Origin of the sequence: Microbacterium resistens NBRC 103078, from assembly GCF_001552355.1 — a bacterium.
Taxonomy (GTDB): Bacteria; Actinomycetota; Actinomycetes; order Actinomycetales; family Microbacteriaceae; genus Microbacterium; species Microbacterium resistens.
On the sequence record NZ_BCRA01000002.1, the window covers coordinates 19,551 to 44,792 of the forward strand.

Annotated in this window: 23 protein-coding genes and 1 pseudogene; 19 read left to right on the forward strand and 5 right to left on the reverse strand. The window is 71.9% G+C overall.

Features of this window, described 5'->3' with window-relative positions; genetic code table 11:
* From MR1_RS19595 to MR1_RS00320, 12 genes and pseudogenes are all read left to right on the forward strand, one after another.
* A complete protein-coding gene (locus MR1_RS19595; RefSeq protein ID WP_067242166.1) occupies positions 1 to 897 on the forward strand; it encodes an ATP-binding cassette domain-containing protein in 897 nt (298 codons plus the stop codon).
* Positions 898 to 940: 43 nt separating this feature from the next.
* Complete coding sequence (locus tag MR1_RS00270) at positions 941 to 2,422, forward strand: ABC transporter substrate-binding protein (RefSeq protein WP_169797629.1); 1,482 nt, start codon at positions 941 to 943, stop codon at positions 2,420 to 2,422.
* An 80-nt stretch (positions 2,423 to 2,502) separates the two neighbouring features.
* Positions 2,503 to 3,453, forward strand: a complete 951-nt coding sequence (coaA, locus tag MR1_RS00275; protein ID WP_067242233.1) for a type I pantothenate kinase — start codon at positions 2,503 to 2,505, stop codon at positions 3,451 to 3,453.
* 231 nt (positions 3,454 to 3,684) lie between these two features.
* Positions 3,685 to 5,532, forward strand: coding sequence for a glutamine--fructose-6-phosphate transaminase (isomerizing) (glmS, locus tag MR1_RS00280; RefSeq protein WP_067242173.1), 1,848 nt, complete (start codon positions 3,685 to 3,687; stop codon positions 5,530 to 5,532).
* Between the two features lie 176 nt (positions 5,533 to 5,708).
* Positions 5,709 to 6,065 (forward strand): annotated as a pseudogene (locus MR1_RS00285) (holo-ACP synthase); the annotation flags it as partial.
* A gap of 110 nt (positions 6,066 to 6,175) precedes the next feature.
* Positions 6,176 to 7,282 carry an alanine racemase gene (gene alr, locus MR1_RS00290; RefSeq protein ID WP_067242176.1) on the forward strand — a complete coding sequence of 369 codons (1,107 nt, stop codon included), beginning with the start codon at positions 6,176 to 6,178 and terminating at the stop codon, positions 7,280 to 7,282.
* Between the two features lie 50 nt (positions 7,283 to 7,332).
* Entirely contained in the window at positions 7,333 to 7,773 is a 441-nt protein-coding gene (gene tsaE, locus MR1_RS00295) for a tRNA (adenosine(37)-N6)-threonylcarbamoyltransferase complex ATPase subunit type 1 TsaE (protein ID WP_067242237.1), read from the forward strand.
* Positions 7,774 to 7,856: 83 nt separating this feature from the next.
* Positions 7,857 to 8,492, forward strand: coding sequence for a tRNA (adenosine(37)-N6)-threonylcarbamoyltransferase complex dimerization subunit type 1 TsaB (gene tsaB, locus MR1_RS00300; protein ID WP_067242179.1), 636 nt, complete (start codon positions 7,857 to 7,859; stop codon positions 8,490 to 8,492).
* Complete coding sequence (gene rimI, locus MR1_RS00305) at positions 8,486 to 9,001, forward strand: ribosomal protein S18-alanine N-acetyltransferase (protein ID WP_067242182.1); 516 nt, start codon at positions 8,486 to 8,488, stop codon at positions 8,999 to 9,001. Before tsaB ends, rimI begins: the two co-directional genes overlap by 7 nt.
* Entirely contained in the window at positions 8,998 to 10,122 is a 1,125-nt protein-coding gene (gene tsaD, locus MR1_RS00310) for a tRNA (adenosine(37)-N6)-threonylcarbamoyltransferase complex transferase subunit TsaD (protein ID WP_067242185.1), read from the forward strand. The genes rimI and tsaD overlap by 4 nt, the downstream gene beginning before the upstream one ends.
* The gene (locus MR1_RS00315; RefSeq protein ID WP_067242188.1) at positions 10,119 to 10,523 is read left to right on the forward strand and encodes a hypothetical protein; all 405 of its coding nucleotides are present in this window, start codon (positions 10,119 to 10,121) and stop codon (positions 10,521 to 10,523) included. The genes tsaD and MR1_RS00315 overlap by 4 nt, the downstream gene beginning before the upstream one ends.
* 12 nt (positions 10,524 to 10,535) lie before the next feature.
* Positions 10,536 to 11,765: a hypothetical protein gene (locus tag MR1_RS00320; RefSeq protein WP_067242190.1), complete on the forward strand. Its 1,230-nt coding sequence runs from the start codon at positions 10,536 to 10,538 to the stop codon at positions 11,763 to 11,765.
* A gap of 115 nt (positions 11,766 to 11,880) precedes the next feature.
* Here MR1_RS00320 and MR1_RS00325 read toward each other — a convergent pair whose 3' ends face one another.
* Positions 11,881 to 13,074, reverse strand: coding sequence for a class I SAM-dependent methyltransferase (locus MR1_RS00325; RefSeq protein ID WP_067242193.1), 1,194 nt, complete (start codon positions 13,072 to 13,074; stop codon positions 11,881 to 11,883).
* 140 nt (positions 13,075 to 13,214) lie between these two features.
* Here MR1_RS00325 and groES point away from each other — a divergent pair, with 140 nt between their 5' ends.
* The 3 genes from groES to MR1_RS00340 all read left to right on the forward strand — a co-directional run bounded on the left by groES (position 13,215) and on the right by MR1_RS00340 (position 16,055).
* Complete coding sequence (gene groES, locus MR1_RS00330; protein WP_067242196.1) at positions 13,215 to 13,511, forward strand: co-chaperone GroES; 297 nt, start codon at positions 13,215 to 13,217, stop codon at positions 13,509 to 13,511.
* 191 nt (positions 13,512 to 13,702) lie between these two features.
* On the forward strand, positions 13,703 to 14,629 hold the full coding sequence (gene rarD / locus MR1_RS00335) for an EamA family transporter RarD (RefSeq protein ID WP_067242199.1): 927 nt from the start codon (positions 13,703 to 13,705) through the stop codon (positions 14,627 to 14,629).
* Positions 14,630 to 14,768: 139 nt separating this feature from the next.
* Positions 14,769 to 16,055, forward strand: coding sequence for an ABC transporter substrate-binding protein (locus MR1_RS00340; protein WP_067242202.1), 1,287 nt, complete (start codon positions 14,769 to 14,771; stop codon positions 16,053 to 16,055).
* A 61-nt stretch (positions 16,056 to 16,116) separates the two neighbouring features.
* On the opposite strand, the gene MR1_RS00345 is transcribed toward MR1_RS00340, so the two are convergent.
* From MR1_RS00345 to MR1_RS00360, 4 genes are read right to left on the reverse strand one after another with little or no spacing between them, the layout of a single operon-like run.
* Positions 16,117 to 16,851 (reverse strand): ABC transporter ATP-binding protein, encoded by a 735-nt coding sequence (locus MR1_RS00345; RefSeq protein ID WP_067242205.1) that lies wholly within the window; start codon positions 16,849 to 16,851, stop codon positions 16,117 to 16,119.
* Entirely contained in the window at positions 16,848 to 17,873 is a 1,026-nt protein-coding gene (locus tag MR1_RS00350) for an ABC transporter ATP-binding protein (RefSeq protein WP_067242209.1), read from the reverse strand. Before MR1_RS00350 ends, MR1_RS00345 begins: the two co-directional genes overlap by 4 nt.
* A 22-nt stretch (positions 17,874 to 17,895) precedes the next feature.
* Positions 17,896 to 18,873 carry a branched-chain amino acid ABC transporter permease gene (locus MR1_RS00355; protein WP_067242212.1) on the reverse strand — a complete coding sequence of 326 codons (978 nt, stop codon included), beginning with the start codon at positions 18,871 to 18,873 and terminating at the stop codon, positions 17,896 to 17,898.
* Between the two features lies 1 nt (position 18,874).
* The gene (locus MR1_RS00360; protein WP_067242215.1) at positions 18,875 to 20,218 is read right to left on the reverse strand and encodes a branched-chain amino acid ABC transporter permease; all 1,344 of its coding nucleotides are present in this window, start codon (positions 20,216 to 20,218) and stop codon (positions 18,875 to 18,877) included.
* Positions 20,219 to 20,423: 205 nt separating this feature from the next.
* Here MR1_RS00360 and guaB point away from each other — a divergent pair, with 205 nt between their 5' ends.
* From guaB to MR1_RS00380, 4 genes are all read left to right on the forward strand, one after another.
* Positions 20,424 to 21,926, forward strand: a complete 1,503-nt coding sequence (guaB, locus tag MR1_RS00365; protein WP_067242219.1) for an IMP dehydrogenase — start codon at positions 20,424 to 20,426, stop codon at positions 21,924 to 21,926.
* Between the two features lie 99 nt (positions 21,927 to 22,025).
* Entirely contained in the window at positions 22,026 to 22,304 is a 279-nt protein-coding gene (locus MR1_RS00370) for a DUF2277 domain-containing protein (RefSeq protein WP_067242223.1), read from the forward strand.
* Positions 22,305 to 22,362: 58 nt separating this feature from the next.
* Entirely contained in the window at positions 22,363 to 23,739 is a 1,377-nt protein-coding gene (locus tag MR1_RS00375; protein ID WP_067242227.1) for an MFS transporter, read from the forward strand.
* The gene (locus tag MR1_RS00380) at positions 23,736 to 25,232 is read left to right on the forward strand and encodes a pyridoxal phosphate-dependent decarboxylase family protein (RefSeq protein ID WP_067242230.1); all 1,497 of its coding nucleotides are present in this window, start codon (positions 23,736 to 23,738) and stop codon (positions 25,230 to 25,232) included. Before MR1_RS00375 ends, MR1_RS00380 begins: the two co-directional genes overlap by 4 nt.
* Positions 25,233 to 25,242: the final 10 nt, after the last annotated feature.

A 25,242-nucleotide genomic window follows, 5' to 3' on the forward strand; every position in this document is an offset into this window, starting at 1 on the left:
ATGGATCGTCCCACTCCCGTTCCCGCCGCCGACGCCGCGTCGGCGGCCGAGCCCCTGCTGCAGGTGCGCGAGCTCGTCACGCACTTCCGGCCGCGGCGCCGGGGCGCGGTCGTCCACGCGCTCTGCGGGGTGTCTCTGGATCTGCGTCCCGGAGAGACCTTCGCGGTCGTGGGGGAGTCCGGATCGGGGAAGACCACGTTGCTGCGCACCATCCTCGGCCTCGAGCGCGCGACGGCCGGGAGCGTCCGCTTCCGCGGGGAGGACGTCACCGGCGTGCGCGGCGCCGCCGGGCGCCGGTTCCGGGCGGCGGTGTCGGTCGTGTTCCAGGACCCGTACACGTCGCTGGACCCGCGGATGACGGTCGCCGACATCCTGCGCGAGCCGCGCCGGATCCAGCGGCTCGCGCACCGGCCGGGCCAGATCGCCGAGCTCCTCGCCCAGGTGCGCCTGCCCGCCGACGCCGTCGACCGGTTTCCGCACGAGTTCTCCGGAGGACAGCGGCAGCGCATCGCGATCGCCAGAGCGCTCGCCGTGGACCCGGACCTCATCATCCTGGACGAGCCGGTGTCGGCCCTGGACGTGTCGGTGCAGGCGGAGATCCTGGAGCTGCTCCGGGACCTCCAGCGCCAGCGCGGCGTCTCGTACCTCTTCGTGTCGCATGACATGGCCGTGGTCGCCGAGCTCGCCCACCGGATCGGCGTCATGCACGGCGGTCAGATGGTCGAGGCGGGGCCTGCCGCGCAGGTCATCGGGGATCCCGCACACCCGTACACCCGCGCCCTGCTGGCCGCGGTCCCCGTCCCGGACCCGGCTCTCCAGCGGGCACGCATGCGCGCGCCGCTGCCGGTCTGGCCGACACCGGACAGTCCCGCGGCCCCGTGCCCGGCCGAGGCATGAACCTCCCGTCGCAGCCGCGGCGGGTTCCCCGAGAAGGAGGATGATGAGCGTCGACTTCATCGTGGCCACACCCCACGACGCCCTCGAGTTCAACGACGTCTACCGCAACACCACCGGCAGCGCCGGATACCTGGCGTGCAACAACATCTACAACCGCGTCGTGCTCAACGAGTGGTACGAGATCAACCCGTTCCCGGACCTCGCGACGCACTGGGAGTGCCTCGACGGCGCGCGGCGCTGGCGGTTCCACCTGAACAAGGCGGCGCGGTGGCAGGACGGGACGCCCCTGACGGCCCACGACGTGGCCTACACCCACAGCCATGCGAAGGAGATGGGCTACACCGGCGCGATGTTCCTGCAGGACGTCGATCACATCGAGGAGGTCGACCGGCACACCGTCGACTACCACCTTTCCCGGCCCAACTCGGGGTTCCTGGTGCTGCTGGGGAACTTCATCTTCGCCCACATCCTGCCCGCGCACCTCTACGAGGGCACCGACTGGTCGACCAACCCGCACAACCTGAAGCCGGTCGGATCCGGACCGTTCCGGCTCGTCGACTGGACGCCCGGGGAGCACGTGATCATGGAGGCGGTCCCCGACCACTGGGGTCCGCAGCCGGCGATCGACCGGCTGATCCTGAAGATCGTGCCGGACCGGGACGAGTGCGTGCGCATGGTCGCGCGCGGCGAGGCGCACATCGTGCCGCAGGACACGCTCACCCGCGACCGCCTGCACCTGGTCCCGGAGGATTCCGAGGCCGAGATCATGACCCGCCAAGGGCCGGGCATGGCCCTGCTGGACTTCAACCACCGCCAGGAGCGGTGGAAGGACGAGCGCGCCCGTCGTGCGATCGCGCACGCGGTCGACCGCAGCGAGATCGATCGGCTCGGCGACCCCGGCGTCTCGCAGGCGTGGGACCACTACCTCCTCGGCAGCAGCGAGTGGGCGTTCAACCCCGAGGCCAAGGCGCCGGCGCACGACGTCGAGGCCGCCGAGCGCCTCCTCGACGAGGCCGGGCTGACGAAGGACGCGAACGGCAGCCGCGGCGACATCCGGCTGTACTACATGGACATGTTCTTCGGGCACAAGCCGCTCGCCGAGATCGTCGCGCGACAGCTCGAGGCGGTCGGGTTCGCGGTGACGTACGACGGCCTGTCCTCCCCGGACTGGGCCTCGATCGTCCGGCGGGGCGGGGAGTTCGACCTCATCATCGTCGGCGGCTCGATGGCTCCGGATCCGGAGATCACGGCGACGAAGTACTCCAGCGCCGGGCGCAACAACATGGCCGGCCACGCCAACGCCGACGTCGACGCCGCCTACGAGGCCGCGCGCGAGGCCACGACGCTCGCGGAGCGCGGCGCGCACTACCGCCGGCTCCAGGAGGTGTGGGCCCGCGACACGGAGTGGGTGCCCCTGTTCTGGTACGGCATGTACTACCCGCGCAGCAAGCACTTCTTCGGCTGGGCGGACCAGATCGGCTTCTCCATCCCCTGGTGGCACTGGGGCCGGATGCGCCGGATCTGATCGAGACGGGCGGGCGGGGACGAATGGTGCCGTCCCCGTCCGCCGACCACCGGACGGGAGCGGCGGCGCGCGTGGCTACGATGGGGGACGTGAGTCCCGAGACCCTCGCGCCGCTGTCGCCGTACCGCCGGATCGACCGAGCGGACTGGGCGCGCCTGGCGGCCGACCTGGACCAGCCCCTGTCCGAGACCGAGGTCGTGGAGATCCGGGGCATCGGCGATCGGCTGGATCTCACCGAGGTCCGCGAGGTGTATCTGCCGCTGAGCCGGCTGCTCAGCCTCTACGCGACCTCCACCAAGAAGCTCGGCGCGGCGACCAGCACCTTCCTCCAGGAGGAGGACGACACCACGCCCTTCGTCGTCGGCGTGGCCGGATCCGTCGCGGTCGGGAAGTCCACCATCGCCCGCCTGCTCCGGGAGCTCATGAGCCGCTGGCCCGGCACGCCGCGGGTGGAGCTCGTCACGACGGACGGCTTCCTCTACCCGAACGCCGAGCTCGAGCGGCGCGGGCTCATGGACCGCAAGGGCTTCCCGGAGTCGTACGATCGCCGGGCGCTGGTCGAGTTCCTCACGAAGGTGAAGAGCGGCGCCGAGGAGGCCCGCGCGCCCTTCTACTCGCACATCCGCTACGACATCGTGCCCGACGCTCACGTGGTGGTCCGCCGCCCCGACGTCGTGATCGTCGAGGGGCTCAACGTCCTGCAGCCGCCGCCCGCGCCCAACGACGTGGCCGTCAGCGACCTGTTCGACTTCTCCGTCTACGTCGACGCGGATCCGGATCACATCGCCCAGTGGTACGTCGAGCGCTTCCTCGCCCTGCGCAAGGGGGCCTTCGCGAACCCGAGCTCGTTCTTCAACGTCTTCGCGCACCTCACCGACGACGAGGCCGTGACCACCGCCATGGGCTACTGGAACGAGATCAACCTGCCGAACCTCGTCGAGAACGTCCAGCCCACCCGCCATCGCGCCTCGCTCGTGCTGAACAAGGGGGCGGACCACTCCGTCGAGAGCGTCCTGCTCCGCAAGCTCTGACCCCGGGCCGAGCCGGTGCCCGCCCGGCTCCTGTCTCCGTCCGGCTCCTGTCTCCGTCCGGCCCCGATCTGCACACCCGGTCCCGATCTGCACTCGTTTCGTGCGATTCGGTGTGCGGATCGGGGTGATGTGTGCAGATCGGGTGAGCGCCTCAGCGGTTGGCTCCGACCCGCACGAGCACGCTCCATTCGTTCAGAACCTGCGCAAAATGCGCCGCTTACTCTGGACCGCATGTGTGGAATCGTCGGTTACGTCGGCTCGCGTCCGAGCCAGGACATCCTCCTCGCGGGGCTCGCTCGCCTGGAGTACCGCGGTTACGACTCGGCCGGGATCGCCGTGATCGCGGAGGACGGGACGCTCTCCAGCGCGAAGAAGGCCGGGAAGCTCGGCGTGCTGCGCGACGAGCTCGACGCGCATCCGCTCCCTTCCGGGACGACCGGGATCGGGCACACCCGGTGGGCGACGCACGGCGGCCCGACGGACGTCAACGCGCATCCGCACCTGGCCGACGAGGGGCGCCTCGCACTCATCCACAACGGCATCATCGAGAACTTCGCGGCGCTGCGCGCCGAGCTCGCCGCGGAGGGCGTGACCTTCCGCAGCGAGACCGACACCGAGGTCGCCGCGGCCCTGCTCGGGCGCGAGCACGCCCGCACGGGCGACCTCCAGGAGGCGTTCCGCGCCGTCGTCGGACGCCTCGAGGGGGCCTTCACCCTGCTGGCCGTGCATCAGGACGAGCCGGACCTCGTCGTCGGCGCCCGCCGCAACTCGCCGCTCGTGATCGGCCTGGGCGAGGGGGAGAACTTCCTCGGCTCCGACGTGGCCGCCTTCGTGGAGCACACCCGTCGCGCCCTCGCGATCGGGCAGGACCAGATCGTCGCGATCACGCCCGGCCAGGTGACCGTCACCGACTTCGACGGCACGGTCGTCGAGGCCGAGCCGTTCGAGGTGTCGTGGGACGCGGCCGCCGCGGAGAAGGGCGGATGGCCCAGCTTCATGGCCAAGGAGGTCTCGGAGGAGCCGGAGGCGGTCGCGAACACGATCCGCGGGCGCGTCCGCGACGGAGAGGTCGTGATCCCGGAGCTCGAGGGCATGGACGACCTGCTGCGCGACGTCGACAGGGTCATCGTCACCGCGTGCGGCACGGCCTCGTACGCCGGGATGGTCGGCAAGTACGCGATCGAGCAGTGGGCGCGCGTGCCCGTGGACGTCGAGCTCGCGCACGAGTTCCGGTACCGGGACCCGGTGATCGGGGACCGCACGCTCGTGGTCTCGATCAGCCAGTCCGGCGAGACCATGGACACCCTGATGGCGGTCAAGTACGCGCGGGAGCGCGGCGCGCGGACCCTGTCGATCTGCAACACCCAGGGGGCGACGATCCCTCGGGAGTCCGACGCGGTCGTCTACACGCACGCGGGACCGGAGGTGGCGGTGGCGTCGACCAAGGCCTTCGTCGCCCAGATCACGGCCCTGGAGCTGCTGGGCCTGCACATGGGGCGCGTCCGCGGGACGCTGTCGTCGGACGCCGCGCGCGACGTCGCCGAGCTGGAGGCGCTCCCGGGCAAGCTCGCCCGCGTCCTGGAGTCGGAGCAGGCGCACGTGGCACAGCTGGCGGGATGGATGGCCGACACCCGTTCGGTGCTGTTCCTCGGCCGTCACGTCGGCTATCCGATCGCCCTGGAGGGCGCGCTCAAGCTCAAGGAGATCTCCTACATCCACGCGGAGGGCTTCGCCGCGGGCGAGCTCAAGCACGGCCCGATCGCTCTCATCGAGCCGGGGCAGCCGGTGTTCGTGATCGTCCCCTCGCCGCGTCACTCGTCCCTCGTGCATGCGAAGGTGATCTCCAACATCCAGGAGATCCGCGCGCGCGGCGCCCGGGTGATCGTCATCGCGGAGGAGGGGGACGCGGCGGTCCTGCCCTTCACGGACGAGGTGATCCGGATCCCGCTGGCCGAGCCGCTGTTCGAGCCGATCCTCGCCGTCGTGCCGCTGCAGATCTTCGCGATGGCGCTCGCCACGGCGAAGGGGCTGGACGTGGATCAGCCGCGCAACCTCGCCAAGTCCGTCACGGTCGAGTGACCCCGGCCCGTCGAGCGCCGCACCTGCGCGCGGTGCCGCCACACTCGCGCGCGGTGCCGAGTGGTCAGAAACTGTGGGTTCACGGCGCGCCAACCCACACTTTCTGACCACTCGGCCGGGGCGGCGGTGCGACGGGAGCCACGGGAGCGCGGGGCGGGCGCGAGTAGGCTGAACCGGTGATCATCGGTACCGGCATCGACATCGTGGACATCGCGCGGTTCGAGCAGACGATGACGCGGACCCCCCGGTTGTCCGAGCGGCTCTTCGCTCCGGCCGAGCGGTCGCTGCGGCTGGCGTCGCTCGCCGCGCGCTACGCCGCGAAGGAAGCGCTGATCAAGGCCCTCGGCGGATCGGACGGCGTGCACTGGACGGAGATCGAGATCGCCTCGGAGGAGTCCGGCCGCCCCTACTTCGTGCTCACCGGCACCACCGCCGAGGTCGTCCGGGAACGGGGCATCTCCACGGTGCACCTCACGCTCAGCCACGACGCGGGCCTGGCCGCCGCGTTCGTCGTCGCGGAGGGGCCCGATACCCCCTCCGGCCGCCCACACCCCCCGGGAGAAGCGCCTGCAGGAGGGGGTCCCGGCGGGCAGAGGGGGTCTCGCGCCGATACTGTGGACGATCCGCCGAGGGAGGGCAGACCATGACCCTGTTCCGCGAAGCCGTGATCGACCTGGACGCGATCAGCGACAACACCCGTCAGCTGCGCCGGATGACCAGCACCGACGTCATCGGCGTGATCAAGGCGAACGCCTACGGGCACGGAGCCGCGTCGGCAGCCGTCGCGGCGCTCGCCGGCGGCGCGACCCGGCTGGGCGTGGCCACGGTCGACGAGGCGCTGGCGTTGCGCCGAGAGGGCGTCAACGCGCCCGTGCTCGCCTGGCTGCACGCCCCGCAGCGCCGTTTCGACGACGCCGCCGAGGCGGGCATCGAGATCGGCATCTCCTCCTTCGACCAGCTCGAGGCCGCCGCGGCCGCCGCCTCGGCGCGGACCCCGGTCGGAGTCCACCTGAAGCTCGAGACCGGCCTGTCCCGCAACGGCGTCGCGCCCGCCGCCTGGGAGCGCGTGCTCGCGGAGGCCGCACGGCTGGAGCGGATCGGTCGGATCCGGATCGTGGGCCTGTTCAGCCACGTCTCCAACACGTCGCCCGCGGACGACCTGGCCGCCCTCGCCGCCTTCGAGCGCGGCTGCGCGCAGGCCGAGGCCGCGGGCGTGCGACCGGAGATCCGCCACCTCGCGGCCACCGCGGCGGCGATCGACCTGCCGGAGACCCGCCTCGACGCCGTGCGCATCGGCATCGGCCTGTACGGGCTGTCGCCGTTCGACGACCGCTCGTCCGCGGACCTGGGCCTGCGCCCTGCGATGACGCTTCGGGCCGCCGTCGCGGCCGTGCGCCGCGTCCCCGCCGGGCAGGGCGTCTCCTACGGGTACGACCACCGCACCGCCCAGGAGACCACCCTCGCCCTGATCCCGCTGGGCTACGCCGACGGGATCCCGAGGCAGGCGTCGGGACGCGGGCCGGTCCTCATCGGCGGACGGCGCTTCCCGGTGGCCGGACGGATCGCGATGGACCAGTTCGTCGTGGACGTCGGCGACCACGCCGTCGCCGTCGGCGACGAGGCGATCCTGTTCGGGGATCCCACCCTCGGTCATCCGTCCGCCACGACCTGGGCGGACGCGGCGGGCACCATCAACTACGAGATCGTCACCCGGATCGGCCCCCGGGTGCCGCGGCGGACGGTCTCGTGAGCGTCTCGGACACCCTGCTCGGACGCCACGAGATCGCGACGGCCGAGGACATGGAGGCGCTCGGGCGCGCGATCGGCGGCGGTCTGGAAGCCGGGGACGTGCTGATCCTCACCGGTCCGCTCGGCGCGGGGAAGACGACCTTCACGCGCGGCCTCGCCGAGGGGCTGGAAGTGCGCGGTCCCGTGCAGAGCCCGACGTTCGTGCTGGCCCGGACGCACCCCTCCCTGGTCGGGCGCGCCCCGCTCGTGCACATGGACGCGTACCGTCTGGGGTCCGCGGCGGAGCTCGACGATCTCGACGTCGACGCCGCCGGCTCGGTGGTCGTCGTGGAGTGGGGGCGCGGGATCGCCGAGGACCTGGCCGACTCCTGGTGGGACATCGAGCTGGAGCGGCCGGTCGGGGCCGGAGCCGGGGCACGGGAGGACGTCGCGGACGAGGACCTGGACGCGGACGCCCCGAGGGTCGTGACGATCCGCCGCGGCGGCCGCTGACCCCGCCGACCCGGGCGCGCGGATCCGGCCGGCACCGGGTCGTCCCGGCGTCGGCGGGCGGCGGCGGAGACTACCCTGGAGGGGTGATCCTCGCCGTCGACACGTCCCTGGGCTCGGCCGTCGCCCTCCTCGGCCGTGACGGATCGACCCTGGCCGAGCTCGGGGAACGAAACGCCCTCGGGCACGCCGAGGTCATCGGAACGATGCTGCAGGACGCGCTCGCCGCCGCCCAGGCGGAGGCACCCGACGACCCGCTCACGCACGTGGTCGCGGGCATGGGGCCGGGGCCGTTCACCGGGCTGCGGATCGGGATCGCCGCGGCCCGCGCGTTCGCCCTCGGCCGAGGCGTCCCCGTGGTCCCCGTGCCCAGCCATCTCGCCGCCGCCCTCTCCGTCATCCGCGAAGAGAAGCCGAGCGAGCCGTTCGCGATCCTCACCGACGCGCGCCGTCGTGAGTCCGCGGTGACGGTCTTCGAGGGGCTCGACGTCGACGGGATCCCGCACGTCGTGGTGGATACCGTGCTCGTCCCCCGCGAGGAGGTCGACGCGCGTCTGGGGGCGCTCCGCCAGATCACCGCGACCGAGCTGTCCGCGGTCTCCCTCGCCCGTGTCGGCGCCCGGGCCGTCGCCGCCGGACGCACCCTCGCGGGCGCCGAGCCGCTGTACCTGCGGGCGCCGGACGCCCGGATCCCGAGCGCGCCGAAACGGGTCGGATCATGATCCGGCCAGCCTCCCCGGACGACCTCGACGCGATCATGGCGATCGAGCAGGCCTCGTTCCCCCGCGACGCCTGGAGCGCGGAGGCGATGGCCGCCGAGCTGGCCTCCCCGCACGGCAGCTACCTCGTCGTCGTCGAGCCGGATGCGGCGGGCGAGCGGATCGTCGGCTATGGGGGAGTGCGGGCGCTGCGCGGCTCCCGGGACGCCGACATCCAGACGATCGCCCTGGATGCACGGCATCGGGGCGCGGGGCGGGGCCGTGCGCTGCTGCGTGCGCTCCTGGCGCAGGCCGAGGGGCGCGGGGCGAGTGAGGTCTTCCTCGAGGTCCGCGCCGACAACCCCGTGGCCGCCGCGCTCTACGCGTCGGAGGGCTTCGACGAGATCGGACGCCGCGCGCACTACTACCAGCCCGACGACGTGGACGCCGTGGTGATGCGCCTGGACCTCCGGTCCCGCGCCGCCCAGACGACCGCGGACGCCGCGCGGAGCGACCGGAAGGAGTCGGCATGAGCGAGCCCCTCGTCCTCGGCATCGAGACGAGCTGCGACGAGACCGGGATCGGCATCGTCCGCGGACGCACCCTGCTGTCGAACACGATCGCCTCCAGCATGGACGAGCACGCCCGCTACGGCGGCGTGGTGCCGGAGGTGGCGGCGCGCGCGCACCTGGAGGCGTTGCAGCCGTCGATCGAACGCGCCCTCGACGAGGCCGAGGTCCGGTTGACGGACCTGGACGCGGTGGCCGTCACGAGCGGCCCGGGGCTGGCGGGCGCGCTCATGGTCGGGATCGGTGCCGCCAAGGGGCTGGCGGTCTCGCTCGGCACGCCGCTCTACGCCGTGAACCACCTCGTCGGGCACATCGCCGCGGACATCCTCGACGCCGATGCGCCGCCGCTGGAGTACCCCACGATCGCCCTGCTGGTGAGCGGCGGTCACACGTCGCTCCTGCACGTGCGCGACCTCACCACCGACGTCGAGCTGCTCGGCGAGACGGTGGACGACGCCGCCGGCGAGGCCTTCGACAAGGTCGCGCGCCTGCTCGGACTGCCGTATCCCGGCGGACCCGAGATCGACCGCGCGGCCGCGGGCGGGGATCCGCGGGCCATCGCGTTCCCCCGCGGCCTGTCCCGGGCGTCGGACCTGGAGCGGCACCGCTACGACTTCTCGTTCTCGGGCCTGAAGACGGCGGTGGCCCGCTGGATCGAGCGCGCGAGCGCCGACGGCGTGGAGGTCCCGGTCGCGGATGTGGCGGCGAGCTTCCGTGAGGCGGTCGTCGACGTGCTCGTGACGAAGGCGCTCGCCGCCTGCGCGGACCGCGGCGTCCCCCGCCTGCTCCTCGGCGGCGGCGTGATCGCGAACCGGCGACTGCGCGAGCAGACGATCGAGCGCGCCGCGGCGGCGGGTGTGACCGTGCGGATCCCTCCGCTGAGCCTGTGCACCGACAACGGAGCCATGATCGCGGCGCTGGCCGCCGAGCTCATCGCGTCCGGGCGTGCGCCGTCCACGCTCGCCTTCGGCGCCGACTCCACCCTGCCCGTGACCGAGATCCAGGTCGCGTCCTCGGCGCCGGGCGCCGCACCCGGGGTCGCCGCCGGGGCCGACATCGGGGCGGGCATCGGGGCGGGCGGATGACGACGCCGGGCGACGGAGCCCCGGAACGGTTCTCCAAGCTGCCGACGGCGCCGTCGCCGGTGACGGTGGAGAGCGGCCCGGATCTGCACGACGAGGGGGCCGTCCCCACCGGAGCCGTCTGGGAGCCCTCGACCGCGACCGGCGCGGTGCGCCGGGGTGACGATGCCCGCCTGGCGCCCTGGGCCTTGCTCGCGGCGATCGTCGCGCTCGCCGCGTCCCTGTTCGTGGGGTGGGGGATCCCGGTCGCGATCATCGCCGTGGTCTCGGCGATCATGTGCCTGCGCCGCCCGGTGGAGAGCCGGGCGATGTCGGTCTGGGCGCTCGTGCTGGGTTCTGTCGCCACCGTCTACAGCGCCGGCTGGCTCCTCTGGGCCGCCTTCGCGGCGGGGCTGCTCGGGTAGCGGAGCGATCCGATGGGCGACGGGCTCGACGAGGAGCGCGAACGGCGGGCGCTGCAGGAGCGCGCCTACGGCCGGGGGCCGACGCCGTTGAGCCCCGCGGAGGCGGACCGGCTTCGGGACCTGCAGCGGCGTCGCGTGGCCCCGGCAGGGCCGGAGGTCAGCGCGGTCGTGGACACCGCGGCGCCGGGCGAGGGACCCGCACCGGGACCGGAGGCATGGTTCGCGTCCGCGGTGGCGGAGGACGCCGCGACGACGGGGCCGCCGCACGTCCTCGCCGTGCCGAAGGAACCCGGGAGCGATCCGGTGACGGTGGCGGCGGATCCGGGATCCTCTTCCGGTCCGCCGCACGTCCTCGGCGAGACGGCTCCGCCCTCCCGCTGGCGGGCGCTGCTCGCGGACCGCGCGATTGCCGGCCGGTGGCGGCGTCCTCGCGTGCTCGTCACGGCCGCCGCGGCGCTCGTGGCTGCGGGCCTCGCGATCGGCTGGTCCGTGCCCCGCGCGCCCGATGTGGCGCTGCCGATGACCGCGGCGCACGAGGAGCGGCGGGAGGCCGTGCTCGAGGCGCTGAACGGACTCGACGACATCGATCCGGGCTCGCTCCTGCTGCTGGCGGAGGAAGGCGACTCGCGCCTCTGGTGGGGGACGCGCGGCGACGGCCGGGTCCACTGCGGGATCCTCGACATCGACGACGAACAGCCGGAGGTCACGTGCCTGCGGAGCACGCAGTGGGAGGCTCAGGACGTGCTGTCCGTGCATCGCACCGTCACCCTCGAGGACGAGCGCGGCGTCTCGTACAGCGGGGGGATCACGCTCGCCCAGGACAGATACCCGTTGGGGTTCCTGCAGCGGTGGGAGTACGACAGCAGCGTGTGGGACAACGCGGACTACAGCCCTGCACAGAAGGAGACAGCGCGTCGACTGGTCCGCGAGGAGGATCTGCAGGGCATGCCGTTGGTCGTCGGCTACCTCGACGACGACCCGGTGTGGTTCGTCACGTCACAGGGCGGAGAGTCGTGCCTGATCACCGAATTCGGCGGTCCGCGCGTCCGCGCGTGCGGCGACGCGGACCCGCGCACGGGGGTATCGCAGGTGGCCGGCGATCGATCGTTGGTCGTGCTCGAGGTCCCGGCGGGGGCGGGTGGATCCGCCGTCCTGGATCTGCGCACCGCGAACATGCACGGCCAATACCTCGTGATCACCCGGCAGGCCGATCCCTCGACCGCCTGGGGCCCCCGCCTCTGACCCCCTCCCCGCCCGCCCCTCCTGTCGAGTGGTCAGTTTCTGTGGGTTGAGGCGCGCGGAACCCACAAAAACTGACCACTCAACGACGGAGCGAGGGGAGCGGAGCGAGGGAGGATCAGACGCGGTCGGCGAGGACGGCGTGGCGCCGGTCGCCGATGCGGACGAGGATGAGCGTCGCCGAGCCCTTCCCGCGCAGCGTCAGCTTCCGGCGGAACGCTGCGGGATCGATGTCGACGCCCCGCTTCTTGATCTCCAGGGTTCCGACGCCGGCCGCCTTGAGCGCCGCCGAGATCGTCTTCGCGTGCAGGGGCAGCACCTCGCGCACCCGGAAGCTCGCCGCGAAGGGGGAGGAGAGGGGATCGTCGGACGTGAGGTACGCGATGTGCTCGTCCAGCATCCCGGCCCCGGTGCGTCGCGCCAGATCCCCGATGAGACGGGCGCGGATCACAGCGCCGTCCGGCTCGTGGAGGTAGGCGCCGAGCGGGCGCACCTCCGCGTCCGCGGAGTCGGCGGGAGCGGTGAGCTCGTGCGTGCTCTCCCCTCGGATGACCATCGCCGCACGGCGCACCCCGTCGCGTTCCAGGCCGCCGGCCCACAGCACGAGCTCCACGACGCTGCCGTCCACGCTCACCCACTGCGCCTCGGCCTCGGGCGGCAGGGCGTCGCGGTCGTGCCCGGGGCCGAGCTTGACCCCGGTCGGCATCCTCTCCGCGAGAGCGAACACCCAGTCCAGGGGAGGGGAGTAGTCGGCGGCCGACACGCGCCGGGTCTCGGTGTGCCCGGCCGTGCGCCGGGCGGGGTCGAGCCACGCCGCCTCGCCCGGATCGCCGCTCAGCGGGATCTCCTCGGCGCGTGCGTGCCGCACCTCGGCGTCCGCGCCGAAGGGCGCCAGGTTGAAGGCGGCCAGCGCCGCCGTGATCTCGTCGGCATCGATCGCGGTCACGCGCAGGCCCGCGGCGGCGAAGGCCAGCGCGTCTCCGCCGATGCCGCAGCCGAGGTCGGTGACGTGGGCGATCCCTGCGGTTCGCAGGCGTCCGGCGTGCCGTGCCGCCACGGACAGCCGGGTGGCCTGTTCGAGCCCGGCGCGGGTGAACAGCATCCGGTCCGCGAACGGCCCGAACTTCGTCCGAGCTTTGGCGCGGAGATGCGCCTGGCCGACGACGGCGGCCACGAGATCCGGACCGTGCCCGGCTCCGCGGAGCCGCGACACCGCGGCGGCGGCCTCGGCCGTCGTCTCCACCGGGCCGAGCTCGTCCAGCAGGCGCAGCCCCTCGGGGGTGAGCAGGGCGGTCAGCTCGGGCATCTCCACCTGCCCAGCCTAGGGGCCTGCCGCATCCCCCGAGGCTGGCACTCGCATTGCGCGAGTGCCAGCCTTGCGCCTACACTGTGATTAGCACTCTCGGGTTGAGGGTGCTAACGAGTCTTGAACCGTCGAGAAAGAGGTAGACCGTGTCGGTTTCCATCAAGCCGCTCGAGGACCGCATCGTCATCCAGCAGGTCGAGGCCGAGCAGACCACCGCGAGTGGCCTGGTCATCCCCGACACCGCCAAGGAGAAGCCCCAGGAGGGCGAGGTCGTGGCCGTGGGCCCCGGCCGCATCGACGACAACGGCAACCGTGTTCCGCTCGACGTCGCCGTCGGCGACCGCGTGCTCTACAGCAAGTACGGCGGGACCGAGGTCAAGTTCGGCGCCGACGAGTACCTGGTGCTCTCGGCCCGCGACGTCCTCGCGGTCGTCGTCCGCTGACGCGCTGACGTTGGCGAAGGGCCCGGATGCCTCGGCATCCGGGCCCTTCGCCGTGTCGGGGCGGTCCGCCGCGTCTTGGGGCGCGTTCCGGGCGGAGATTGGCGCGAATCACGCCCCGAATGGCCGGAATCCGCCCCGAACCGGACCCGGACAGGCGCCGCCGGGCCGTGAGCGCGCCATAGGGTTGACCGGTGAGCCCATCCCCGCGCAGCCCGCAGACGGCCGGAGCGGTGTACGCCGGCGGCGCCTACCTGATCTGGGGCGTGCTGCCGCTGTACTTCCTGCTGCTGGTCCCCACCGGTCCGTGGGAGCTGGTCGCGTGGCGGGTGCTGCTGTCGTTCGTGTTCTGCCTGATCCTGCTCACGGTGATGCGCGGCTGGAGCGCGCTCGGCGCCATCGTGCGGCAGCCGCGCCTGCTCGGCTGGACCGCGCTGGCCGGCGTGCTCATCTACATCAACTGGCAGGTCTTCGTCATCGCGACGCTGTCCGACCACATCGTCGAGACGAGCCTCGGGTACTTCATCAACCCGATCACGACCGTGCTGCTGGGCGTCTTCGTCCTGCGGGAGCGGATCCGCCCGCTGCAGTGGGCCGCCATCGGGATCGCCTCGCTCGCCGTGCTGGTGATCGTGTTCGCCTACGGGTCCTTCCCCTGGATCGCGCTCTCGCTCACCGCCTCGTTCGGCGTGTACGGACTGGTCAAGAAGCGGATCGGCGCGGCGGTCGACGCCGTCAGCGGGCTCACCCTGGAGTCGTTCTGGCTGATCCCGGTCGCGCTCGTGCAGCTCATCGCCGTCGCGCAGACCACCGGCGTGACCCTCGGGGCGGCGGGCCCGACGCACGCGGCGCTGCTGGCCTTCGCCGGCGTCGCCACGGCCGTGCCGCTGCTGCTGTTCGCGGCCGGGGCGCGACGGATCGGCCTCACCGTGATCGGCATGCTGCAGTTCATCACTCCGGTGATGCAGTTCATCGTGGGCGCCGTCTTCCGTGGGGAGCCCATGCCGCTGGAGCGGTGGATCGGCTTCACGATCGTGTGGATCGCGATCGCGGTGTTCCTCGTGGATCTGCTGCGGGAAGGGCGCCGGGGCCCGCGGACGGCGGCCCCCGAGCTGGTGTGACACCCGGTCCCGCGCGACGCGGGATCCGATCGTTAACGCACTGATACGCGGATGCGCCGCGCCCGGATCTAGGGTGGTTACACCCGACGGGCGGGCACCGACGATGGTGTCGCCACGTTCAGTCACGCAAAGGAGCATCATGAACGCACTGAAGGGTTCGAGGGTGGCGAAGACCCTGACCGGGATCGCCCTGGTCGGTGTATCGGCCCTCGTGATCGCCGGCTGCAGCGGCTCACCCGCCGGCACGCCGTCCGGCGACACCGGCGGCGGCGGTGGCGAGAAGCCCGCCGGCGACATCACACTGAAGCTGGGGTCGCTGCTGCCGCAGACGGGCTCGCTGTCGTTCCTCGGCCCGCCGATGGAGTCCGGCGTGGGGCTGGCGGTGCAGGAGATCAACGACGCCAAGGCCGGGATCACGGTCGACATGACCAGCGAGGACGAGGGCGACACCGACACCAAGGCGTACGAGACCTCGATCAGCAAGCTGCAGAGCGCCGGCGTCGCCGGCATCGTCGGCGCGGCCGCCTCCGGCGTGTCCAAGCTCATCCTGGACGGCAACGTCGCGAAGGGCATCATCACGATCTCGCCCTCCAACACCTCGCCGGACTTCACCACGTTCGAGGATGACGGCCTCTACTTCCGCACCGCGCCGAGCGATCTGCTCCAGGGCGAGGTCCTCGGGAACCTGATCGCCGAGGACGGGCGCAAGACCCTCGGCATCATCTACCAGAACGACGCGTACGGCACGGGTCTGGACGCGGCGATCAAGGAGACGTTCGAGAGCGCGGGCGGCCAGGTGGTCGCGGAGGCGTCCTTCAACGTCGGCGACGCGCAGTTCGACGCCCAGGTGGCGACGATCAAGGCGGCGAACCCGGATGCGGTCGCCGTCGTCTCGTTCGACCAGTTCCGCACCATCGCCCCGCTTCTGGTGAACGCCGGCATCACCGCCGACAAGTTCTACATGGTGGACGGCAACACCTCGAACTACGGTGCCGAGGCGTCCACGAACCTCCCCGTGTCGCTGGAGGGCGCGCAGGGCACGCGTCCGGGGCCCGCCCTGTCGGACGACTTCACGGAGCGGCTGCAGACGTACTGGACGGGTGAGGGCAACTCCACCATCCAGGACTTCACCTACGCCGCCGAGGCGTACGACGCCGTCGTGCTGATGGCTCTGGCGTCGCTCGCCTCCGGGTCGACGAAGGGCGCGGACATCGCCGCCAAGATGCAGGAGGTCTCCGGCGGGTCCGGCGACGGCAAGGCCTGCACGAGCTTCGCCGACTGCGCGAAGATCATCAACGACGGCGGCGTGGCCGACTACAACGGCTACTCCGGCGACGTCACGTTCGACGAGAACGGCGACCCGACGGGCGCCGCGATCGGCATCTTCAAGTACGGTGCCGACAACCTCTACGAGCGCACCAACTGACACCGGTCACGGAACGGCCCCGGATCCTCGGATCCGGGGCCGTTCGGCGTCTCCTGCGCCGTCAGGCCGCGTCGGTGCCCAGCGTGCCCAGGTAGAGCCCGATGACCTTCGGGTCGTTCAGCAGGTCGCGCCCCGCCCCTTCGTACGCGTCCCGGCCCTGGTCGAGGACATACCCGCGGTCGCAGATCTGCAGGCAGCGGCGGGCGTTCTGCTCGACCATGATCGTGGTGACGCCCGCCTTGTTGATGTCGGAGACGCGGATGAAGGCGTCGTCCTGACGGACGGGGGACAGGCCCGCGGACGGCTCGTCCAGTAGCAGCACGGACGGGTCCATCATGAGAGCCCGCGACATGGCCACCATCTGGCGCTCCCCGCCCGACAGCGACCCGGCGCGCTGGTTCAACCGCTTGCCGAGCTCCGCGAAGATGCCGGTGACGAACTCGAGCCGCTCGGCGTAGATCCGCGGGTTCTGGTACAGGCCCATCTGCAGGTTCTCGGCGATCGTGAGGGACGGGAAGACGTTGTTCGTCTGCGGCACGAAGGCGACGCCGCGACGCACCAGCTTGTCCGCCTTCAGCCCGACGATGCTCTCGCCGTTGACGGTGATGTCGCCGGAGCGCACGTTCACGAGCCCGAAGATCGACTTCAGCAGCGTCGACTTCCCGGCGCCGTTCGGGCCGATGATCCCGATCAGCTCGCCGCGGCGGGCGACGAGGTTGGCTCCGTTGAGGATGTTCACGCCCGGCAGGTACCCGGCGTGCACGTCGGTCAGCTCGACGACGACGTCCTCGCTCATGCGTTCTCTCCGTCCTTCTCGCCGCCGGCCGGTCCCGACCCGGGCTCCGTCCCCTCGCGCTGCGCCTCCACGGCGTCCAGCTCCTCGACCGCCTCCGCCTCGATCTCCGCGCGCAGGGCCTGCGCCTGGGCGACGTCGCCCACGGAGATGCGGCCGGTGACGGTGCCGAGGTCCACGTCCTGGTGGGCGCCGAGGTACGCGTCGACGACCGCCGGGTCCTCCATCACCGTCTCCGGCGGGCCCTCGGCGACCACCCGGCCCTCGGCCATGACGACGACCCAGTCCGCGATGTGACGGACCATGTGCATGTCGTGCTCGACGAAGAGCACCGTCATCCCGAGGTCCTTCAGATCCAGGATGTGATCGAGCAGCGACTGGGTCAGGGCCGGGTTCACGCCCGCCATCGGCTCGTCGAGCATGACGAGGTTCGGGTCGGTCATCAGGGCTCTCGCCATCTCCAGGAGCTTGCGCTGCCCTCCGGAGAGGGACGCGGCGAAGTCCTTCTCCTTGGCGTCGAGCTTGAACCGGGCCAGCAGCTCACGGGCCTTGTCCTCGATCTGCCGGTCCTGAGCGCGCCACAGGAAGGGGAACAGGCTCGGCCAGAAGCGTTCGCCGCGCTGACCGGTCGCCCCGAGCTTCATGTTCTCCAGCACGGTCAGCAGGGACAGGGACTTGGTGAGCTGGAACGTGCGGACCTGGCCCATCCGCGCCACCTTGAAGGACGGGATCCCGGCGAGGTTCGTGCCGTCGTAGACCCACGAGCCGGAGTTCGGGCGGTCGAACCCGCACAACAGGTTGAACAGCGTCGTCTTGCCGGCGCCGTTCGGGCCGATGAGCGCCGTGATCGCGCCCCGGGGGATCTCCAGATGATCGACGTCCACCGCGGTCAGCCCGCCGAAGCGGCGCTGGACGGCGTCGACCACGAGGATGGGGTCGTTCTTGGCGACCCCGGGCGCGGCAGGACCCGCGGCCAGGCCCGTGGTCTTGGCCCGCGGGACGTTCCCCGTGGTCGTCGAGGGCACGGGAACGCCGGGGGTGGGGGTTTCACTTGACAAAGGTCATCTCCCTCTTGTCGCCGAGGATGCCCTGCGGGCGGAAGATCACGAGGAGCATGAGCGCCACGCCGACCAGGACGAACCGCAGGGTCCCGGCCTGGGTGTCCGACATCGGCAGGAAGCCGGCCTTCGCGAGGTCGGGGAGGAGATTGCCGAGGAAGGCGAACACCAGCCAGAAGATCACCGCGCCGAGCGTGGGACCGAAGACCGTCGCGGCCCCGCCGAGGAGCAGGATCGTCCAGAGGAAGAACGTCAGCGACGTGGAGTAGCTCCCCGGCACCACCGCGGACGGCAGCACGAAGACGATGCCGCCCATCGCGCCGATCATGCCGCCGATGACGAGCGACTGCATCTTGTAGGCGAACACGTTCTTCCCCAGGGACCGCACGGCGTCCTCGTCCTCGCGGATGCCCTTGAGCACGCGCCCCCAGGGACTGCGCATCAGCGCCCACACGAGCAGGATCGCCAGCGCGAGCATCAGGACGCCGAACACGCGGTTCCACAGGTCCGTCTCGTTGTAGGTCCACGGCCCGAATCCATAGGTCCCCGGCGGGATCGGGTTGGCCCCGCGGAAACCGCCGTGGTAGCCGGCGAGGCCGTCGGCCGAGTTGGTCCACTGATCGAACAGCTGCGTGGTGAACAGCAGGCGCACGATCTCCCCGGCCGCGATCGTCGCGATCGCGAGGTAGTCGGCGCGCAGCCGCAGGGTCGGGATGCCGAGGATGAGCGCGAACACCGCGCCGCCGAGAAGGCCGATGAGCATGCCGAGCCACCACGGGAGGCCGAACGAGAGCACGGAGATCGCGTAGCCGTAGCCGCCGACCGCCATGAAGGCGGCCATGCCGAAGTTCAGCAGGCCCGCGTAGCCGAAGTGCACGGCCAGGCCCGTCGCCGCGAGCGCATACGCGATCGTGACCGGGCTGAACAGATAGCTGGCGGTGTTGCCGAAGATGCTTCCGAAGTCCATGTCAGCCCAACCTCTCCTTGCGACCGAGCAGGCCCTGCGGGCGCACCAGCAGGATCACGATCAGGGCGATCAGCGCGCTCGCGTACTTCAGGTCCGAGGGGATCCACAGCGTCGAGACCTCCACGGCGAGTCCGACGATGATCGAGCCGACGAGGGCGCCGATCGCCGACCCCAGCCCGCCGAGCGTGATCGCGCAGAACATCAGCAGCAGCATCTGCATGCCCATGTCCCACTTCACGCCCGGGCGGAAGTAGGCCCAGAGGATGCCGGAGATCGCGGCCAGCACGCCCGCGAGGATCCAGACGATCCGGATCACCCGGTCCACGTCGATGCCGGAGGCGGCGGCGAGCTGGGGGTTGTCGGAGATCGCGCGCGTCGCCTTGCCGATCCGGGTCCGCGTCAGGAAGAACGCCACCGCCAGGATCACCACGAGACTCACCGCCATGCTGACCATGTCGATGTAGGACAGGGAGATCGGGCCGAGCTGGATCGGGGTGGGGCTGGCGCCGGGGAGCTGATAGGTGCCGCCGCCGATGACGTACTGCAGCGCGTAGCGGAGGGCGAGCGACAGGCCGATGCTGACGATCATGAGCTGCACGACCCCCAGGCCCCGTCGGCGCAGCGGCCGCCACAGGCCCGCGTCCATCGCCCATCCGAGGAGCGCGCCGCCCGCGACGGCGCCGATGATCCCCAGCCACAGCGGCAGGTGCCAGAACGACGTGAACAGGAGGGCGACGACGCCGCCCCAGGTCACCATCTCGCCGTGGGCGAAGTTCGACAGCCGGGTCGTGCCGTAGATGAGCGCGGCCCCCATGGAGGCGAGCCCGAGGAGGAGCCCGAAGTTGAGACCGCCGACCATGCGCGACAGGAGCTGGTCGAGGACCGACTCCGTCACGCGCTCGCCCTCGCCGAGGAAGAGGTTGACGATCTTCGTCCCGGTCAGGCCGAACTCGGCGGTGAAGGACCCCGAGGTCCCCGAGACCGGCTCGACGCCCTCGGGGAGCTTCGAGGCGTCCACGATCACGCCGTCGGGGAGGGTGTCCTCGTCCACCGCGAGGGTGTACTCCTCCTTCTCCGGAACGTACAGCCGCCACTTGCCCTCGGCGTCCGTCTCGGTCTCGGCGTCGAAGCCGCCGCCCTCGACGGAGATCGTGACGCCCTCGATCGGTTGGTCGTCGAACGTGATCGTCCCGGCGAAGTAGAAGTCCGTCTTCTCCTGGTCGTCGGTGGCCGCCGCGGCGCCGATCGGCGTCTGCAGCACCAGCACGACCGCCGCTGCGAGTGCGCACAGCAGCGCGACGAGCCATCGTCGGGTTCGGTCGATGGCCGTTGTCCCTTGTCTCACGCGACCTCCACGGTGAGTGCGTCCGCGGCGCCGCCTCGTTGCGCCGCCGGTCTGACGAACAGAGCGTAACCCGACAGCGCGGGATCGCCTATGCGCCGACGCCGAATGCGCCCGAGCCGTGACCCTGGCCGCGTCGGGCCGGCGGGAATTTCCACAGGCCGCAGCGACTTAGAATTGTCAGACGGCGCGAGAGGAGCACACCCCCATGGAGCAGCACGACCCGTTCGGTTTCGTCGGACTCACCTACGATGACGTGCTGCTGCTGCCCGGGCACACCGACGTGATCCCCAGCGAGGCGGACACGTCCTCGCGCGTGACCCGCCGCATCTCGGTGGCCACCCCGCTGCTCTCCAGTGCGATGGACACCGTGACCGAGGCCCGGATGGCGATCGCCATGGCACGCGAGGGCGGCCTCGGCATCCTGCACCGCAACCTCTCGATCGCGGATCAGGCCGCGCAGGTCGACCGCGTCAAGCGCAGCGAATCCGGCATGATCACCGATCCGATCACCACCACGCCCGAGGCGACGATCGAGGAGGTCGACGCGCTCTGCGCCAAGTACCGCATCTCGGGTCTGCCCGTCGTCGACCCGGACGGCCGGCTGGTGGGCATCGTCACCAACCGCGACATGCGCTTCGTCTCCGGCTTCGAGCGGCAGACCACCCTCGTCAAGGACGTGATGACCCGCGAGAACCTCGTCACCGCGAAGGTCGGCGTGGCCGCGGGCGAGGTCATCGCGCTGTTCGCGAAGCACCGCGTGGAGAAGCTCCCGCTCATCGATGAGGACGGCCGGCTCGCCGGGCTCATCACGATCAAGGACTTCGACAAGAGCGAGAAGTACCCGCTCGCGACCAAGGACGAGCAGGGACGCCTCCGCGTCGGCGCGGCCATCGGCTTCTTCGGCGACGCGTGGGAGCGCGCCGAGGCGCTGCGCGACGCGGGCGTGGACGTCCTGGTCGTGGACACCGCGAACGGGCAGTCCCAGGGCGTGATCGACCTCGTCACGCGCCTGAAGGCCGACGAGTCGTTCGCCCACATCGACGTCATCGGCGGCAACGTCGCCACCCGCGAGGGCGCGCAGGCGCTCGTGGACGCGGGCGTGGACGCGGTCAAGGTGGGCGTCGGCCCCGGCTCGATCTGCACCACCCGCGTCGTCGCCGGCGTGGGCGTGCCGCAGGTGACCGCGGTGTACGAGGCCTCCCTCGCCGCGCGGCCCGCCGGGATCCCGGTCATCGCCGACGGCGGCCTGCAGTACTCCGGCGACATCGCCAAGGCGCTCGTCGCGGGTGCCGACGCCGTGATGCTCGGGTCGCTCCTCGCCGGCACGGACGAGTCGCCGGGCGAGATCGTCTTCCAGGGCGGCAAGCAGTTCAAGCAGTACCGCGGCATGGGCTCGCTCGGGGCGATGCAGACCCGCGGCAAGCAGACCTCGTACTCCAAGGACCGCTACTTCCAGGCCGACGTGCCCAGCGACGACAAGCTCATCCCCGAGGGGATCGAGGGTCAGGTGCCGTATCGCGGGCCGGTCTCGGCGGTCGCCTATCAGCTCGTCGGCGGGCTCCGTCAGTCGATGTTCTACGTCGGTGCCCGGACGATCGGCGAGCTCAAGGAGCGCGGCCGTTTCGTGCGGATCACCGCGGCGGGGCTCAAGGAGTCCCACCCGCACGACGTGCAGATCGTGGTCGAGGCGCCGAACTACAAGAAGTGAGACGGCACCGGGTCCGGCCTGTCCGTCGTCCCCGTCGTCGTTGAGGTGCGCGGCGCCCGGGCCTGGTCCGTGTCCATGACCCGGCGTAGCGTGTCGGGCATGTGCCGAAGCATCCACACCCTCCACAACTTCGAACCGGCCGCGACGTCGGAGGAGGTGCACGCTGCCGCCCTCCAGTACGTGCGCAAGATCGCCGGGACGACGAAGCCGTCCAAGGCCAATCAGGAGGCCTTCGACCGGGCCGTCGCCGAGATCGCGCACGCGACCCAGCATCTGCTGAACGACCTCGTCGCCACCCGGCCGCCGAAGAACCGCGAGGAGGAGGCCGAGAAGGCCCGCGCCCGTGCGATCGCGTCCGGTCGCTACGCGGCGGCCTGACTCCGTCGTCCCCTCCGCCGCATACGGCATGCGGGGCTCCGATCGCTAGAGTGACCGCATGGGTTCGACGACGAATTCCGCGGCCGTGCGCCTCACCCGCGGGCAGGTGTCGCGCTATGCCATCGGCTCTCTGGGGACCGGCGGATTCGCGACGCTCCCGGGTCTCGTCCTCGTCTACTACCTGACCGACTCGCTGGGCGTGACCGCGCTCGCGGCCGGCGCGATCGTGACCGCCGCCAAGGTGTGGGACGTCCTGATCGATCCGGTGATCGGCGGCCTGAGCGATCGATCGTTCGCCCGCGCGGGGACCCGTCGCGCGTTCATGGTGCTCGGCGGGATCGCCCTTCCCGTCGCCTTCGTGCTGACCTTCGCCGTGCCGGAGGGACTCGCCCCGCCGCTCGCCGGGGCATGGGTGCTCGTGGCGTTCCTCGCCGCGGCGACCTGCTTCAGCCTGTTCCAGGTGCCCTACATCGCCCTGCCGGCCGAGCTCACCGACGACTACCGCGAACGCACGCGCCTGCTGAGCTGGCGGGTCGTCGTCCTGACGCTCGCGATCCTGCTGTTCGGGGCCGGCGGTCCGGAGCTGCGCGGGATGTTCCCCGAGGATCCGCTGCTCGGCTACCTCGTCATGGCGGCCGTCGCCGGGGTGGTGCTCGGGATCGGGATGCTCGTGGCCTCGACTGTGGCGCCCCGTCGCGCGCCCTCCGCGGCCCCGCCCCGCGTGGCACTCGGCGGGCACTACCGGGCGGGGATCGCGGTGCTCCGGGAGAGTGCGCCCTTCCGGGCACTGCTCGTCACCTTCATGCTGCAGGGGCTCGCCACCGGCCTCATGCTGGCCGCCGCCCAGTTCGTGGCGCGCTGGCTGCTGCACGACGAGGGGGCCGTGACGCCGTTGTTCGCGGCTCTGATCGCCCCCGCACTGCTCATGGCGCCGGTGTGGAAGCTGATCGCCGACCGGGTGGGGAAGGAGCGCGCCTTCCGCCTCGCCAGCGTGGTGTTCCTGGGCGCCACGCTGGTCCTGTCCGTGTCCGCCTGGGCGCCGGGCTGGTGGATCCTCGGGCCCGTGGCTCTGGCCGGCGCCGCCTACGCGGGGATGCAGACGCTGCCCATAGCGATGCTCCCCGACGTCATCGCGCACGACCGACGGACCGGGGGCGAGAACCGGTCGGGGGTCTTCAGCGGCGTCTGGACCGCCGGCGAGACCACCGGCATGGCGCTCGGGGCGACGGTGCTGTCGATCGTGCTCGCGGTCACCGGCTACGTCGAGTCGACGGCCGCCGTCTCGGCCGCGGGCGGGGTGCAGCAGCCCGCGGCCGCCCTCGTCGGCATCGCGGTCTCGTTCAGCCTGCTCCCGGCGGCGCTCATGGCGGTGAGCCTCGTGACCGTGTCCCGCTACCGGCTGCGCGAACGCGACATCCTCGGGACCTCCGCATGAGCGAGGCGATCCTCGACCGGCTGCGCCGTCTGCGCGCCGGGGACGCGCCCACGCACGGCGGCCGCGTCCTGGCCTATGTGTACGACGCGGGCCTCCCGGAGCTCGACGAGCTCGCCGACGAGGCCGCGCGGCTGTCGCGGCCGGTGAACGGGCTCGATCCCACCGTCTTCCCGTCCGTCGCCGTGATGGAGCGGGAGCTGCTCGGCTTCGTGCGCCGTGCGCTGCGCGGCGGTCCCCGGACGGGGAGGGGGATCGGCGGCGCCGTGGGGACGGTCACGAGCGGCGGCACCGAGAGCTGTCTGCTGGCGGTGAAGACCGCACGGGACCGGTGGCGGTCGGAGCGCTCGGCGGCCATCCCCGCGGTGCGGCCCCGGCTGGTCGCCCCCGCCACGGCGCACGCCGCGTTCCAGAAGGCGGCGCGCCTGTTCGACCTGGAGTGGGATCCGGTGCCGTGCGGGGCGGACGGCAGCGTCCGCGCGCAGGACGTCGTGTCGCGGCTCGACGCCGACGTGGCTCTGGTCGTGGTGTCCGCACCGGCGTACCCGAGCGGAGCACTGGATCCGGTCCGCGAGGTCGCCGAGGCCGCGCGCGCCCGCGGGATCCGCTGTCACGTCGACGCCTGCTTCGGCGGTCTGGTCCTGCCGTGGTGGCCGGACGGCGGCGGGAACCGCCGGCTGCCGCCGTGGGACTTCCGGGTGGACGGCGTCACGAGCATCTCCGCCGACCTCCACAAGTTCGGGTATGCGCCGAAGGGCGTCTCCGTGCTCCTGCACCGGGACCGCCGCGATCACCGCGCGCAGTTCTTCGCGACGACGCGCTGGCCGGGCTACCCCGTGGTGAACCCGACGCTGCTCGGCTCCCGGTCGGCCTCGTCGCTGGCGGCGGCGTGGGCCATCGTCCACCGTCTCGGGGACGCGGGCTTCGCGGAGCTCGCCCGGTCGATCGCGCGCGTGGCGGAAGGCGTCCGCGCGGAGGTCGAGTCGATCGCGGGACTGCAGGTGTGGGGGGATCCCGTCGGCCCCGCGGTCACGCTGGTGGCCGATCCCGACGCCCCCGCGGCGGTGCGGGTGGATCCGCATCATCTCGCCGACGCGCTCGCGGGGCGCGGATGGCGGATCCAGCACCAGCCCGGGTTCGTGCAGACGGACGGCTCGCGGCTCCCGCGCAGCGCGCACCTCACCCTCACGCCCGTCCTGGAGCGGCGGATCGGCGAGTTCCGGTCCGCGCTCAACGCGGCGGCCGACGACGTCCGGGGCTGCCCGCCCGCGGACGCCCGGGGACTGGCGCGTGCGATGCGGGCGCTCGGATACGGTCCCGGCGGGCGCGTGCCCGGACCCCGAGCCGCTTCGACGCTGCTGACGCTCGCCGGCGCGGGGACGGTGCGTCCGGATCGTCCGATGGCGACGCTGATGGCACTGATCGAGGAGCTTCCCGCCCCGGTCGCCGAGGCCCTGCTCACCGAGCTGATCGCCCGTCTCTCCGCCCCCGCCTGACCCCCGCCCC